Origin of the sequence: Peribacillus sp. NPDC101481, from assembly GCF_044767165.1 — a bacterium.
Classification (GTDB): Bacteria; Bacillota; Bacilli; order Bacillales; family DSM-1321; genus Peribacillus.
Genome location: NZ_JBIWNJ010000001.1, coordinates 860,850 through 874,796, shown reverse-complemented (window position 1 = coordinate 874,796; position 13,947 = coordinate 860,850). Strand labels below are relative to the sequence as shown.

Annotated in this window: 15 protein-coding genes; all 15 read left to right on the top strand. The window is 40.3% G+C overall.

Translation table 11 applies throughout. The annotated features are described in order from the left end of the window. Positions 1 to 95 precede the first annotated feature (95 nt). Positions 96 to 554 (top strand): YpbF family protein, encoded by a 459-nt coding sequence (locus ACIROD_RS04125; protein WP_402938210.1) that lies wholly within the window; start codon positions 96 to 98, stop codon positions 552 to 554. 94 nt (positions 555 to 648) lie between these two features. Continuing rightward, on the top strand, positions 649 to 1,464 hold the full coding sequence (locus ACIROD_RS04120; RefSeq protein ID WP_402938208.1) for a metallophosphoesterase: 816 nt from the start codon (positions 649 to 651) through the stop codon (positions 1,462 to 1,464). 98 nt (positions 1,465 to 1,562) lie between these two features. Next, entirely contained in the window at positions 1,563 to 2,456 is an 894-nt protein-coding gene (locus ACIROD_RS04115; RefSeq protein ID WP_402938205.1) for a MerR family transcriptional regulator, read from the top strand. A gap of 89 nt (positions 2,457 to 2,545) precedes the next feature. Next, positions 2,546 to 3,121, top strand: a complete 576-nt coding sequence (locus ACIROD_RS04110) for a genetic competence negative regulator (RefSeq protein WP_101222440.1) — start codon at positions 2,546 to 2,548, stop codon at positions 3,119 to 3,121. Between the two features lie 269 nt (positions 3,122 to 3,390). Beyond that, entirely contained in the window at positions 3,391 to 4,668 is a 1,278-nt protein-coding gene (locus ACIROD_RS04105) for a Glu/Leu/Phe/Val family dehydrogenase (RefSeq protein ID WP_048681753.1), read from the top strand. 150 nt (positions 4,669 to 4,818) lie between these two features. Continuing rightward, positions 4,819 to 5,787 carry a YpdA family putative bacillithiol disulfide reductase gene (locus tag ACIROD_RS04100; protein WP_101222439.1) on the top strand — a complete coding sequence of 323 codons (969 nt, stop codon included), beginning with the start codon at positions 4,819 to 4,821 and terminating at the stop codon, positions 5,785 to 5,787. Positions 5,788 to 5,813: 26 nt separating this feature from the next. After that, positions 5,814 to 6,779 carry an asparaginase gene (locus ACIROD_RS04095; RefSeq protein WP_402938202.1) on the top strand — a complete coding sequence of 322 codons (966 nt, stop codon included), beginning with the start codon at positions 5,814 to 5,816 and terminating at the stop codon, positions 6,777 to 6,779. 97 nt (positions 6,780 to 6,876) lie between these two features. After that, positions 6,877 to 7,563: a glutamic-type intramembrane protease PrsW gene (gene prsW / locus ACIROD_RS04090; protein ID WP_101222437.1), complete on the top strand. Its 687-nt coding sequence runs from the start codon at positions 6,877 to 6,879 to the stop codon at positions 7,561 to 7,563. Between the two features lie 125 nt (positions 7,564 to 7,688). Further along, the gene (gene sleB / locus ACIROD_RS04085) at positions 7,689 to 8,525 is read left to right on the top strand and encodes a spore cortex-lytic enzyme (RefSeq protein ID WP_101222436.1); all 837 of its coding nucleotides are present in this window, start codon (positions 7,689 to 7,691) and stop codon (positions 8,523 to 8,525) included. A gap of 14 nt (positions 8,526 to 8,539) precedes the next feature. Next, positions 8,540 to 9,895 carry a germination protein YpeB gene (gene ypeB / locus ACIROD_RS04080; RefSeq protein ID WP_402938198.1) on the top strand — a complete coding sequence of 452 codons (1,356 nt, stop codon included), beginning with the start codon at positions 8,540 to 8,542 and terminating at the stop codon, positions 9,893 to 9,895. Positions 9,896 to 10,056: 161 nt separating this feature from the next. Continuing rightward, complete coding sequence (locus tag ACIROD_RS04075; protein WP_402938195.1) at positions 10,057 to 10,716, top strand: flagellar brake protein; 660 nt, start codon at positions 10,057 to 10,059, stop codon at positions 10,714 to 10,716. 66 nt (positions 10,717 to 10,782) lie between these two features. Further along, on the top strand, positions 10,783 to 10,980 hold the full coding sequence (locus tag ACIROD_RS04070) for a YpfB family protein (protein ID WP_101222433.1): 198 nt from the start codon (positions 10,783 to 10,785) through the stop codon (positions 10,978 to 10,980). Positions 10,981 to 11,331: 351 nt separating this feature from the next. Then, on the top strand, positions 11,332 to 12,006 hold the full coding sequence (cmk, locus tag ACIROD_RS04065; RefSeq protein ID WP_230176957.1) for a (d)CMP kinase: 675 nt from the start codon (positions 11,332 to 11,334) through the stop codon (positions 12,004 to 12,006). Then, positions 12,003 to 12,590, top strand: coding sequence for a lysophospholipid acyltransferase family protein (locus ACIROD_RS04060; protein ID WP_402938190.1), 588 nt, complete (start codon positions 12,003 to 12,005; stop codon positions 12,588 to 12,590). The genes cmk and ACIROD_RS04060 overlap by 4 nt, the downstream gene beginning before the upstream one ends. A 214-nt stretch (positions 12,591 to 12,804) precedes the next feature. Further along, positions 12,805 to 13,944 carry a 30S ribosomal protein S1 gene (gene rpsA / locus ACIROD_RS04055; protein ID WP_101222432.1) on the top strand — a complete coding sequence of 380 codons (1,140 nt, stop codon included), beginning with the start codon at positions 12,805 to 12,807 and terminating at the stop codon, positions 13,942 to 13,944. The last annotated feature ends 3 nt before the right edge of the window (positions 13,945 to 13,947 follow it).

The window sequence follows — 13,947 nt, the reverse complement described above, 5'->3', positions numbered from 1 at the left end:
ACTCGGTAAGTATGAAGGCAATCGTGTCAGGTACATTATCATTTTTTCCTCTACTCTTTCATATCATGATTTGAAAGAGCAGAGGAGGAAATGCGATGGAATCGACAATCATTTTACTGGATAAGAAAACGGATCAAGCAACAAAACAAATGCTGCAAAATGTCGTGGATCGGAAGAAAAAATTCGAGGCACTTAAAAAGAAGCACCTTCAAAGCTTATGGGCAACCATGATTGTTGCTGTCCTTTTTATGATTTATCTTTATTTTTATATCGTTGTACCTTATTCCTATTCCTTTTTCAGTATGTTTAGTGTTTTCGTCGACCATTTTAGCCATTTCCTTTTTTTGGCGGCAGCAATTGGTCTATATGGATATATGGTTTTAATTAAAAAAAAGCTAGATAAAGCTGAAAAGGAGTTTCAACTGCTACGCTGTGAAATCATTAACAAAAGTAAGCAATTGTGGGAAAAAGAGGAAGAATGGAAAAATCGCCATAAGGTTTTTGAAATGATGAAGAAGAATTATGATATTAACTTATATCATGAAAATAAATGACGGGCGCGTTAAATCATATTTAATTGCGGGTAATACCGTTTTATGGTTATATGAAAGTACGTTTGGATAAGGATGGAAAGAAGGTTTAACGAAGATGTTATGGTTATCTGGATTATTTTTAATCATCATCCTGCTGTCATTTGCCACGATCTTTTACATGTGGCGTACGGCTATGCAAGATAGGGTGATTTCTCAAGACCTATATTTTAAAGACTTTCCTGAAGGCTTTGGAGATGTGCGGATTTTTTTCATTTCCGATCTTCATCGGCGAATCGTTGCGGATAAATTGATTGAGGAAACACGTGACAAGGCAGATTTGGTGATAATCGGCGGTGACATTAGGGAAAGCGGGGTTCCCTTAGAACGTGTGGAAAAAAATTTATTGAAACTAAAAGAACTTGGTCCCCTTTATTTTGTTTGGGGTAATAATGATTATGAAGGCGACTTCCATGAACTGGATGCGACTCTTTTGAAACATGGGGTGAAGATCCTTGATAATACAGCTGTTTCTTTTGAGTCTCAGAATGGCAGTAAAATCGCTCTTCTGGGCATTGATGATATATCGGAAGAACGTGATAGGCTTGACCTTGCCCTGTCGGATTGCGGGAATGAAGATTTCCGGATTTTGGTGAGCCATAATCCATTGGTGAAGAAACAGTTGACTCCGGAACACCATATTAGTCTTGTCCTGTCAGGTCACACCCATGGCGGGCAGATTCGCATATTCGGATTCGGGCCCTATCAAATCGGAAGCGTTAAAAAAGAGGGGGACTGTATATATATGACGAGTAATGGCTATGGGACAAGCGCAGTGCCTTTAAGGCTTGAAGCTAAGCCTGAAACGCACCTCTTCACCCTGAAAAGGGGGACAGACACTGAAATAGGCGAAGCTGTGGAAAAATCCTATTAGGCTGCTTTTAAGCGAGCATACCGGGATTTTACAGACCTTGAAAAATCCACTATAATTTCATCAAATGATCGTACAGTTATTGGAGGCCTTGTAAAACCATGCAAGAAGGTAAATATAATATAAAGGCAGTATCAAAACTGCTGGACATTCAGTCGGGAACCCTTAGGGCTTGGGAAAGGCGCTATAAATTTATCGAACCTGTCAGGAATGAATCGGGGCACCGGCTGTATACTGAAAAACATCTGCAAATCCTTAAGTGGCTCATTACTAAAACAAAGCAAGGTTTTACAATAAGCCAAGCCGTTTCACTTCTCGAAAGTACAGGCACTCTAGCGCCTGGAGTTCCTGAAACGAACCGTAAGGATGAACAAACGGTTAAGTTATCGGATGAATTGATTGAAGCTCTATTAAATTTCAATGAAAATAAAGCCCATATGCTGATAAGCCAAGCATTCAGTATGTATACAATCGAACAAACCATAGTTGAAATACTCGGTTCAATATTGGTTCAGATTGGGGATAAGTGGGAAAGGGGAGAAATTACTTCCGCTCATGAACACTTTGCGTCGAACATCCTAAAATCCAGGATCAGTTCAGTCATGCATGCGATTCCGACTAATGGTTTCCTTCCGAAGGCCCTTACCGTTTGTGCTCCCGGTGAAAAACATGAATTTGGACTGTTGGTCTTCACCATTTTTTTGAAGCGGAAAGGGTATGAAACCATTTATTTAGGTGAATCCATTGCTGATAAGGACCTTTTCACCGTTTTAAACATCATAAAGCCCTCATACCTATTCATGTCATGTTCACTGAAAGAGAATCTTGATGGAACATTTATGCTGCTTGAATCGTTAATAAAGGATTTCCCGGATTTGAAGGTGGGTCTTGGCGGTGCGGCGCTGAGCGATATATCCGAAGAAAACCGTTCGGCCTTCAGCGGAGTTTTAATGGGGGACACGCAATCTAAATGGGAGGAATGGCTGAAAGGTTAGCTGCGCCGCTTAGGCGAAATAATGGATATGCACCCTGCGACCAAGGCTTCATATGATGTATGAAGATGGTAACCAGGGGGCATTTTTTTATGAAGCTGGAGCGATTAACCAATAATAAAATCAAGATTTTTTTGACCCTTGATGATTTAATTGATAGAGGCATTACAAAAGAAGATATTTTAGGGAATTCCTTAAAGGTCCACAAGCTATTTCAGGATATGGTCGAAGAAGCATGCGAAGAACTCAGCTTTAAAATGAGTGGCTCCATTGCAATTGAAATTTTCTCCTTGCCTGCTCAAGGATTGATAATCATTGTGACAAAGGACGAAGAGGAATTATTGACAGATGAAGAGGAGTACTTGGATTTACAAGTGAAAATTGATGACTTCCCCCATATTCTGTATGTTTTCAATGACTTTGAAGATATCGTCCAATTATCTCACAGATTATCTTTTCAAGGTTTGCTTAAAAGTACTCTTTATCATTTTGAGGGAAGATACTATTTACTTATCGAAAATGTTAAAGACACCACCTACGACACGGTCATATCCTTAGCGGCTGAGTATGGCCATGCATCTACATTGACACTCTGCCGCATAAACGAATACGGAACATGTATAATCGAAAATGAAGCGATACATGTTTTGCTCACACACTTCAGTTGATGTAAAACGAATGAGACAAGGCAGCCACATTAGGAAAAAACAATGCGGTTTGCCTTATTTGTCTCAGCCCTCGGCCGAAGAAGATATACGGTTAAAGTGTATGAAAACAGTTGATATGATAACGTTTTCATTTTTAGAATATTTCCAACTTTTAAATTCCCATTTTTACTCTTGCATATCTGTATCGAAGGTGTATACTAGCACATGAAGAGGACTATTTGTACATTATAGATTTTATATATGGATGAGATTTTCTAGGAGGTACTTTAATGGAATCGGCAAAAGGCAATAGCCATGTAAATGAAGAAGAAAAACACGACGTACTGAGGTCTACCCAAACTGTAATACATAAAGCTTTGGATAAGCTGGGTTACCCGGAAGAAGTTTTTGAGCTGTTGAAGGAACCATTGCGCTTATTAACGGTGAAGATACCAGTCCGCATGGATGATGGCTCGGTTAAGATTTTCACGGGTTACCGTGCACAGCATAACGATGCTGTTGGGCCTACAAAAGGTGGTATCCGTTTTCACCCTAATGTAACGGAACGTGAAGTGAAGGCATTATCCATTTGGATGAGTTTGAAATGCGGCATCGTTGATTTGCCATACGGCGGGGGTAAAGGCGGTATCGTATGTGATCCTCGTAATATGTCATTCCGTGAGCTTGAAAGGCTGAGCCGGGGCTATGTTCGCGCAATTAGCCAAATCGTTGGGCCGACTAAAGATATCCCGGCACCTGATGTTTTCACAAACTCTCAAATCATGGCTTGGATGATGGACGAATACAGCCGTATGGATGAATTCAACTCGCCAGGATTCATTACGGGTAAACCGCTAGTGCTTGGTGGTTCCCATGGCCGTGAATCAGCGACTGCCAAGGGTGTAACGATTTGTATCAATGAAGCTGCCAAGAAACGCGGCATCGATATTAAAGGGGCACGGGTCGTCATTCAAGGTTTTGGTAACGCAGGTAGTTTCTTAGCTAAATTCATGCACGACGCTGGTGCTAAAGTTATTGGGATTTCGGATGCATATGGCGCTCTTCATGATCCTGAAGGCTTGGATATCGATTATCTTCTCGATCGGAGAGATAGTTTCGGAACCGTAACGAAATTGTTTAAAAGCACAATTTCTAATAAAGAACTGCTTGAATTGGAATGTGATATTCTAGTTCCGGCTGCAATTGAAAACCAAATCACTGAAGAAAATGCTGCAGATATCAAAGCATCGATCGTTGTCGAGGCAGCTAACGGACCAACAACAATTGAAGCGACACAAATCCTAACGGATCGCGGAATCCTTCTTGTTCCTGATGTCCTTGCTTCTGCTGGTGGTGTTACGGTTTCTTACTTCGAATGGGTACAAAATAACCAAGGGTATTACTGGTCTGAAGAAGAAGTGGACGAAAAGCTGGAAAAAATCCTTGTGAAATCCTTTAATAATATATATGAACTTGCACAATCAAGACGTGTAGATATGCGCCTAGCTGCTTATATGATTGGCGTAAGAAAAATGGCTGAAGCTTCTCGCTTCCGCGGTTGGATCTAAAAACTTCAAATCATGTATTAATTATAGTTAAAATCATGTTCATTGCTTTATCATTGAAATGATTTGTAAAAACTCCTATCATGTATTGATAGGAGTTTTTATATTTAGACGAACGAATTACATAGTGCATGGAAAGGCAGTGGAATAAAGATGAATGTTGAAGAAGTCATTATCATAGGTGGGGGCCCTTGTGGATTGGCTGCTGCAATCGCTCTTAAAGAAGTGGGAATACAGTCCCTGATCATTGAAAAAGGCAATGTGGTTGATTCCATTTACCGTTATCCGACACATCAAACATTTTTCAGTTCGAGTGAAAAACTGGAGATTGGTGATATCGCTTTTATAATCGAAAACCGTAAACCGGTCCGCAATCAGGCGCTAGCCTATTATAGGGAGGTAGTCAGAAGGAAAGAATTGCGGGTCAATAAATTCGAAAAAGTGGAGAAAGTGGAAAAGCGTGAAGATGGGAAGTTTTTAGTCAAGACATCGAAGAGTGACTATACTGCTCTGCATGTCATCGTATCGACCGGATACTATGATCATCCGAACTATATGTGCATACCGGGTGAACAGCTTCCAAAAGTGTTTCATTACTTCAAGGAGGGCCACCCCTACTTTAATTGTGATGTTGCCGTCATCGGTGGCAAAAACTCAAGCGTGGATGCAGCTCTGGAATTGGTCAAATCAGGAGCAAGGGTTTCAGTCCTTTATAGAGGATCGGATTACTCTCGAAGTGTCAAACCTTGGATCCTTCCCGAATTCGAATCATTGGTACGCAATGGAACGATCAAGATGGAGTTTAATGCGAATGTTGACAGGATAACGGAAGACAGCGTCATCTATCATGTCGGCGATGAGGAAAAAGTCATTAAAAATGATTTTGTATTTGCTATGACTGGATACCATCCTGATCATTCATTTTTAGCTTCAATGGGCATTACTATTGATAAGGAGACTGGAAGGCCCGCATATAACGAGGAAACGATGGAGACGAACGTTAAAGGTCTTTATATTGCAGGAGTTCTGGCAGCCGGAAATAATGCGAACGAAATCTTCATCGAGAACGGCAGGTTCCATGGTGGATTGATTGCTTATCATTTGGCTGTTAAAGAAAAGTGATTATATAAATAAGGAGCTGGGACCGTATGGATAAAATATCATTAATAACGACTGGTGGGACTATTGCCAGTAAAGCAACAGCGAATGGTATGTTGGCCTCTGGTGCATTGACTGGCCATGAATTGGCAGCACTTTGCGAATTGCCCAACGATATCGAGGTTAAAGTGGTTGATCTTTTCCAGATTTCAAGCATGTCCATGTCCTTCGAGAAAATGCAGCAGCTTAAATCAGCCATTCAAAAGGAATTGGAGGATCCTGATGTCACGGGAATCGTCGTGACCCACGGTACGGATACACTTGAGGAAACGGCTTATTTCCTTGATGTCACGACTAAGGATCAACGTCCAATCGTAATAACCGGCTCACAACGTTCTCCTCAAGACGTGGGCACCGATGTATACTCCAATCTAAGGAATTCGATATTATGCGCTGCGAGTGATCTTATAAGGGATGTCGGAGTAGTAGTCGTTTTTAATGAGCGAATCTATTCAGCCAAGTATGTCAAAAAAGTTCATGCTTCCAATTTGCAGGGGTTCGTATCTTTTGGCTATGGATATTTGGGGATAATTGATAATGATGTCGTCAGCATCTATCAAAAACCATTACATAGGGAGTGTTATGATATTGGGGATTGCATTCCCAGGGTGGATATCATCAAGTGCCATACAGGCGCTGATGGCCTCTTTATTGATGCTGCGGTTGCAAACGGTGCGAAAGGCATCGTGCTCGAGGGTGTAGGAAGGGGACAGGTTACCCCTGTAATGGTAACTTCCATACAGGCTGCAATCGATAAAGGCATAACGATCATCATGACTACAAGTGCGGAGGAAGGAAAAGTTTACCCAGCTTATGATTATGAAGGCAGCGCATTTGATCTAAAACAACGCGGTGTGATATTAGGCGCAGACTATGACAGCAAGAAGGCCCGGATCAAGTTAGCTGTCATGCTGGCAAGCGAAAACACTATAGATGAGATCTTCTTTAAATACTGAAGTATAAAATAAAATTTGGAAGACTTGATTCTTGGATTCAGTTTTTCTTCATTCCATGGTACGATTAAGGAAACGAAGATGAAAAGAGGGTCAGCTAATGCTGGTCATGTTGTCAGCGGCCATTGCGCCTGGATTGGCGCTACTGAGCTATTTTTATTTGAAAGATCAATATGAAACCGAACCGATATCGGTTGTGGTCAAAACATTTTTATTCGGTGTCTTTCTTGTATTGCCGATTATGTTCATACAGTATGTGCTCGAAACCGAACATATCTTGAATACCGATTTAGCAAATGCTTTTTTATGGGCTGCACTGCTTGAGGAATTCTTCAAGTGGTTCATACTCATTTATGTCATTTATCAGCATGTAGCATTCGATGAGCCGTATGATGGGATTGTTTACGGAGCTGCAGTCTCCCTTGGATTCGCTACAATGGAGAATATTTTGTATCTGTTGGCCAACGGGGTGGAACATGCTTTTCTCAGGGCCATTCTCCCTGTATCCAGTCACGCTTTGTTCGGTGTGATCATGGGATATTATTTGGGCAAGGCGAAATTTTCAGCATCGAATAATAAGGTCTATTTATCATTGGCATTGATCATACCAATTTCGTTACATGGGGTTTACGATTATATTTTAGTTTCCCAAAAATTTTGGGTTTACTTTATCATGCCATTCATGATTTATCTATGGTGGCTAGGCATGAAAAAAGTAAAGAAAGCACGTTTGTTGTCTGACTTTCATGCTGAAAAACTTTCTCAAAATCAATTCCTAAGCAAATGAAGAATACTATCAAAACGGAGTGCTGGCATATTTTGCCCGCTCCGTTTTTTTTATGTTTGGAATAAAAAAGCCAGTAAAGAAGAAAATAGAATTACATTAATTCAAGAAAAAGAGGAGTGTTTTTGATGAAAGGAATTTCGTCAAATTGGAAATGGCTTTTGCTGTTTTCGTGTATTACTATTTGTTTCGGAATTTACCCGGAAACAAGAACAAATGCCTTTTCGAGCCAAATCATTCAAAAAGGTGCGGTTGGAGACGATGTAATTGAACTGCAGGCACGCCTACAAAACATCGGTTACTATAATGGAAAGATTGATGGAGCCTATGGATGGGGCACTTATTGGGCACTTCGGAATTTTCAACAAGATTTCGGGCTTCCAATAGATGGTTTGGCAGGGACTACAACAAAACAGAAGTTGACGAATGCCTCTAATTTCAATAAAGAATTTGTTCACGAACAGATCAATAAAGGGAACGAATTCACCTATTATGGGGGAGTCCCCATTGAAAATCAGGTAAAAGCGAAAGGAAATGGCACTACGTCTGGAGGGGCCGCTTCCGGAAAAGCTCCTTCCAAAACAACTACAGCCAATCTTCCAGGAGGATATTCTCAAAACGATATACAGTTGATGGCCAATGCAGTTTATGGAGAAGCACGAGGGGAGCCATATACAGGTCAGGTTGCCGTTGCGGCAGTAATACTGAATCGAGTGGAAAGTGCTGCTTTTCCTAATACCATTTCAGGAGTGATTTTTGAACCTGGGGCCTTTACGGCTGTTGCGGATGGACAGATTTGGCTGACACCGAACGAAAGGGCGAAAGAAGCCGTGGTGGATGCTATCAATGGATGGGATCCAAGCGGTAATGCAGAATATTATTTTAACCCCGACACGGCAACAAGCAAATGGATCTGGTCAAGGGAACAAATTAAAAGAATCGGAAAACATATCTTTTGTAAGTAAAGAGGTGAAGGAAAATGATCAGGAATATAGTGATTGCCCTGCTTGTTGTAGTTGTTGCGGGAACTGCATTCTGGGGCTATCAAGAACATAAGGAAAAAAATGCTGTATTAATCAACGCTGAAAATACGTATCAGCGAGCCTTTCATGATTTAAGCTATCAAGTGGATTTATTGCATGATAAGGTCGGCGGTACTTTGGCCATGAATTCACGTTATTCATTAAGTCCGGCTTTAACGGATGTTTGGCGTATCACTTCCGAAGCCCAAAGTGATGTCGGGCAGTTGCCATTGACCTTGCTTCCTTTTAATAAGACCGAAGAATTTTTATCGAAAATTGCAGACTTCAGTTATAAAACAGCAGTACGTGACCTTGAAAAAGAACCATTGAATGATAAGGAATATGCGACTCTACAATCCTTGTACACACAGGCAGGGGACATCCAGGGCGAGTTAAGAAAAGTGCAATATCTAGTCCTGAAAAACAATTTAAGATGGATGGATGTCGAAATGGCTCTTGCATCAGGGAAAGAAAATTCGGATAACACGATCATCGACGGATTAAAGACGGTGGAGAAAAAAGTATCTGGGTACGGCGAAACGAATGAGATGAATCCGACTTTTACATCTGCACAACAGAGGGATGAAAACTTTAAAAATTTGCAAGGTGAAACCATAACAAAAAAAGAAGCCATTGCGACAGCTAAAAACTATGCACACTCAAAAAGCAGAAATTTGCAGGTGAATGTGGAGGAAAACGGAAAAGGTTCCGATTTTGGATTTTATAGTGTGAGCATCCTCGATAAAGATTCCGATACCGAATTGAATATGGATTTGACAAAAAAAGGCGGTTACCCTATTTGGTATATCAATAATAGGGACGTGAATAAAACAAATATTGATTTGAATCAAGCCTATACAAAAGCCGAAGAATTTTTAAAGGAACATGATTTCAGTTCACTTGAATTATTTGAAAGTGCTCAGTACGATAATATCGCGTTATTGAATTTCGTGACATCAGAAAATGGCGTCAAGATTTATCCGGATTCAGTCAAGGTCAAAGTCGCATTGGATGATGGATCAATTATTGGATTTTCAGCCGACGAGTATTTAAAATCACATAAAACCAGGGAATTAGCGAATCCGAACATATCCGAGAAAGAAGCTAAGGACAAAATCAACAATAATGTAAAAATAATGGAAGAAGGAAAAGCGTTAATCACCAATGATATTGGTGAAGAAGTCCTATGTTATGAATTTCTCGGTACGATTAAAGATGATACCTACCGTATTTTCATTAATGCAGATACCGGTCAAGAAGAAAAGGTGGAAAAATTAAAGAATTCCGAACCGATATACGAGAATTTAATTTAATGTTAATTGTTAACATGAATCATTAGTTGCAGGGAAATGTGCTTAGTCGCTTTCCCTTTTTTTTATTTCATGACATAATAACGTAAATGATCATTGGATAATATGGGAAATAAATAGATAATATTACGTAGTTCCCTTTCTATCAAAGGACGTGGATAACAATGTTTAAAATTGGTGATATATTAATGCTCGAACCGAAATACTCATCACAGAAGGAAAAGTTCAATTGTATGGTTGTCGAAATGGGACAGGGCTGTGTCTATACCGACTTTCCCATCAATTTAGAGACTGGTAAAACTGCATTCCTTATGGATGGGACACTATTGAACGTCACATTTTCCAATGAAGAGCAGGCTGTTTATATATTTGATTCTGAAGTGCTTGGAAAAGTGAAAGGCAGGATACCCATGATGCAAATTTTGCTGCCCGAAGCAGAAACGTTTGTGAAAATCCAACGGAGGCAATACGTGCGCCTGGATGTAACCCTGGATACAGCCATTCATCCAGAACATTCCGAGTTTCCCCCTTTTCGCGCATTAACAGAGGATATAAGTGCAGGCGGGGCTTCGATAAGGCTTTTAAAAGGCACTGATATACCATCGGTTTCCCATTTATACCTGTGGATGGCGCTCACGCTTAAATCAGGTGAGATTCATTATTTAAGGTTAAAAAGCAAAATCATTCGCGTAACGGAGAAAGAGCATGGAAATATGCTGCTGCACGTCAAATTTCTTGAACCTACAAAAAATGATGTACAGGCATTAATGAGGTTTATATTTGAAAAGCAGATCGAATTAAAGAAAAAAGGATTGCACGTTTAACATGATTGAATGAAAAACAGCGATTCCATCCATACTGCTAATATAAACAGATGGAGGGTGCGGCTTATGAAAACATTTGAAAGACTATTAATTAAAGTGATCATCATTCAATTGGCCTGCTTATTTTTTTTCCAATTCCTTTTGAGCAGGGAGGATCAAATCATTGATTTGACCAAGCTCTCGAGATATGAAGGTGTCACCAGCAATAATTATACGAAAATCATTGAAACATTCAATGGGACCGATAGTAAAAGCGGTGATTAATTTCATCTTGTTGACAAAATGAGGTTAGGAATCTCCTCCGAACCGTGATTTAGAAGTAAAATATATTTTCCTTTTTATATGGAAAAAACCCCTACCTAGATTGAACAATTTAATGAAAATACTGCAGGCAAACCCGTTTTTCTATGAATTGTCTACAGTCTGAAGCGGTGATCCGCTTTTTTGTATGAAGATTTTCAAAAAAGGATAACTATTGATGGCTGTAGTGATAAAAAAAGAACTAAGGTGATTTTGAACCTACACATCCCTTTTATTAATGATTTTCCCGCTAGTTGTGATAAAATGAAAGGGTACTAAATAATCAGCATGATTGTAGGATTCTTGGGAGGATTTATGGAAAAAAAATTATCAGTCGCAATCGATGGACCAGCTGCTGCTGGAAAAAGCACGGTTGCTAAAATTGTTGCAGAAAAGTTTAATTACATATATGTGGATACAGGTGCAATGTATAGGGCCCTTACCTATAAGGCCCTTAATCAAAAGATTCTTCTTGATGATGAACCAGCGTTATCAGAAGTTCTCATCAATACGGAAATCGAATTAAGACCAAGTGAAAATGGACAGTTGGTGTTCTTGGATAATGAGGACGTGACAGCCCAAATCAGGAATAATGAAGTGACTGGTTCCGTATCGGAAGTGGCAAAGCACCGAAGCATCCGGGAAGAATTGGTTCGCAGGCAGCAAATCTTTGGTGAAAATGGCGGTGTCGTCATGGATGGCAGGGATATTGGTACGCATGTTTTACCCAACGCCGAAGTAAAGGTATTTCTTATCGCATCTGTGGACGAAAGGGCACAGCGGAGGCATCAGGAAAATTTATTGAAAGGTTTTCCTTCAGATATTGAAAAGTTAAGGGAGGAAATTGCAACAAGGGACAAGCTGGACTCGGAACGCGAGGTATCGCCACTGAAAAAGGCTGCGGATGCTATCGAAATCGATACGACTTCATTATCGATTCAGGAAGTTGCAGAAAGTATCATGTCTTTAATAGAAGAGAGGAAAAGATGACATTGGATTTTTACACATTTGCCAAGAACATCGTAAAAGGCGTTTTAACGCCTTCGTTTAGGGTTAAAGCGCTCGGAAAGGAACATATCCCTAAAGAGGGCGGAGTATTGATCTGTGCCAATCACATTGATAATTTTGATCCGCCCATAGTTGGAATGACATCTCCTAGGGATATTCATTTCATGGCGAAAGAAGAGTTGTTTCAAGCACCTGTTTTAAAGGGTATATTACCCAGAGTAAATGCATTTCCCGTGAAGCGGGGCAATAGCGATCGGGAATCCCTGAGAAAAGGTTTAAAGCTTTTGAAGGAGGGCAAGGCGATCGGACTGTTTCCCGAGGGAACCAGAAGCAAGACTGGTGAATTGGGAGAAGGTTTGGCGGGTGCCGGATTTTTCGCTTTGCGGTCTGATGCCGTTATCATACCATGTGCAATCATCGGCCCATATAAATTTTTGCGTCCGTTGAAGGTCGTTTACGGTCCTCCAATAAATTTTACTGAATATCGCGAACAGAAAATATCAGCCGATGAAGCTACCAAAATCATCATGGACCAAATCGGGAAATTGATTTCCGAGCATAAATAGTCCTTCATACTTGACAATTTTCTGATTTTGTTAGAATTTATAAAATAAGGGTATTGTTCCTTATTGCCGATAAAAAGGAATATAACTTTATTACTCTAAAAAAACTGTTTTTATCTTTATTAGGAAAGTGTTTTTATTGAACCACTTTAAATAAAAAATGTGGCCGATGAAGAGGAAATTTGCTGATCAGTCATGGGTTAAGGAGGAGTTAGTAATGACAGAAGATATGAACCAGGTAGAAGTGAACAATTACAAAGTTGGGGATCAAGTTAAAGCAACCGTTTCAAAGGTAGAAGAAAAACAGGTCATTGTCGATGTGGAAAACAGCAAGACTGATGGAATCATACCAATCAGTGAGCTTTCAAGCCTTCATGTCGAAAAGGCGTCAGATGCCGTTTCGGAAGGTGATGCATTGGAGCTGGAAGTCATTAAGGTCGAAGAAGAAGCTCTCATTCTATCAAAACGTAAAATTGACGCTCTTAAAGCATGGGATGACCTGGAATTGAAATTTGAAAATGGAGACGTATTTGAGGCTGAAGTTAAAGATGTCGTCAAAGGCGGGCTTGTTGTAGATCTAGGCGTACGTGGTTTTGTTCCGGCTTCTCTAGTAGAAGACTATTTCGTTGAAGATTTTTCTGATTACAAAAACAAAACTTTAACATTCAAGATCGTTGAACTTGAGAAAGACAAGAATCGCTTAATCCTCTCGCATCGGGCAGTAGTCCAAGAACAAAAGGAAAAGCAAAAAGCAAATGTTTTGGATAAGATTGAAAGCGGTCAAGTGCTTGAGGGCGTGGTCCAAAGGATTACCGATTTTGGTGCATTCGTGGATATTGGGGGCGTAGACGGTCTTGTCCACATTTCCCAGCTTTCCCATCAGCATGTCGACAAGGCATCCGATGTCGTTTCCGAAGGGGATAAAGTGCAAGTTAAAGTACTATCCATCGATCGTGATAACGAAAGGATCTCACTTTCCATTAAAGATACCCTTCCGGGACCTTGGGCAGGCATTGCAGAAAAAGCGGCCAAAGGCTCTACACTGGAAGGTATCGTCAAACGCCTTGTTTCTTTCGGTGCATTCGTGGAGATTTTCCCAGGGGTGGAAGGGCTTGTTCATATTTCCCAGATTTCCCACAAGCATATTGCCACGCCGCAAGAAGTGCTTAAAGAAGGTCAGTCTGTCGAAGTGAAGGTGCTGGAAGTCAATGAAACGGATCAACGTCTATCATTGAGCATTAAGGAACTTGAAGAACCTCAAGCTAATTACAATACATCGGATTATGAGATCCCTGAAGAATCGAAGGGCTTTCAGCTAGGTGAAATGATCGGTGATCAATTGAAAAAACTAAAATAAGAT

What these genes read in the sequence shown, in the direction of transcription:
- rpsA (WP_101222432.1), top strand. Translation starts at nt 12,805, where the DNA reads ATGACAGAAGATATGAACCAGGTAGAAGTGAACAATTACAAAGTTGGG.
- ACIROD_RS04110 (WP_101222440.1), top strand. Translation starts at nt 2,546, where the DNA reads ATGAAGCTGGAGCGATTAACCAATAATAAAATCAAGATTTTTTTGACC.
- prsW (WP_101222437.1), top strand. Translation starts at nt 6,877, where the DNA reads ATGCTGGTCATGTTGTCAGCGGCCATTGCGCCTGGATTGGCGCTACTG.
- sleB (WP_101222436.1), top strand. Translation starts at nt 7,689, where the DNA reads ATGAAAGGAATTTCGTCAAATTGGAAATGGCTTTTGCTGTTTTCGTGT.
- ACIROD_RS04100 (WP_101222439.1), top strand. Translation starts at nt 4,819, where the DNA reads ATGAATGTTGAAGAAGTCATTATCATAGGTGGGGGCCCTTGTGGATTG.
- ACIROD_RS04075 (WP_402938195.1), top strand. Translation starts at nt 10,057, where the DNA reads ATGTTTAAAATTGGTGATATATTAATGCTCGAACCGAAATACTCATCA.
- ACIROD_RS04120 (WP_402938208.1), top strand. Translation starts at nt 649, where the DNA reads ATGTTATGGTTATCTGGATTATTTTTAATCATCATCCTGCTGTCATTT.
- ypeB (WP_402938198.1), top strand. Translation starts at nt 8,540, where the DNA reads ATGATCAGGAATATAGTGATTGCCCTGCTTGTTGTAGTTGTTGCGGGA.
- ACIROD_RS04115 (WP_402938205.1), top strand. Translation starts at nt 1,563, where the DNA reads ATGCAAGAAGGTAAATATAATATAAAGGCAGTATCAAAACTGCTGGAC.
- cmk (WP_230176957.1), top strand. Translation starts at nt 11,332, where the DNA reads ATGGAAAAAAAATTATCAGTCGCAATCGATGGACCAGCTGCTGCTGGA.
- ACIROD_RS04095 (WP_402938202.1), top strand. Translation starts at nt 5,814, where the DNA reads ATGGATAAAATATCATTAATAACGACTGGTGGGACTATTGCCAGTAAA.
- ACIROD_RS04060 (WP_402938190.1), top strand. Translation starts at nt 12,003, where the DNA reads ATGACATTGGATTTTTACACATTTGCCAAGAACATCGTAAAAGGCGTT.
- ACIROD_RS04070 (WP_101222433.1), top strand. Translation starts at nt 10,783, where the DNA reads ATGAAAACATTTGAAAGACTATTAATTAAAGTGATCATCATTCAATTG.
- ACIROD_RS04105 (WP_048681753.1), top strand. Translation starts at nt 3,391, where the DNA reads ATGGAATCGGCAAAAGGCAATAGCCATGTAAATGAAGAAGAAAAACAC.
- ACIROD_RS04125 (WP_402938210.1), top strand. Translation starts at nt 96, where the DNA reads ATGGAATCGACAATCATTTTACTGGATAAGAAAACGGATCAAGCAACA.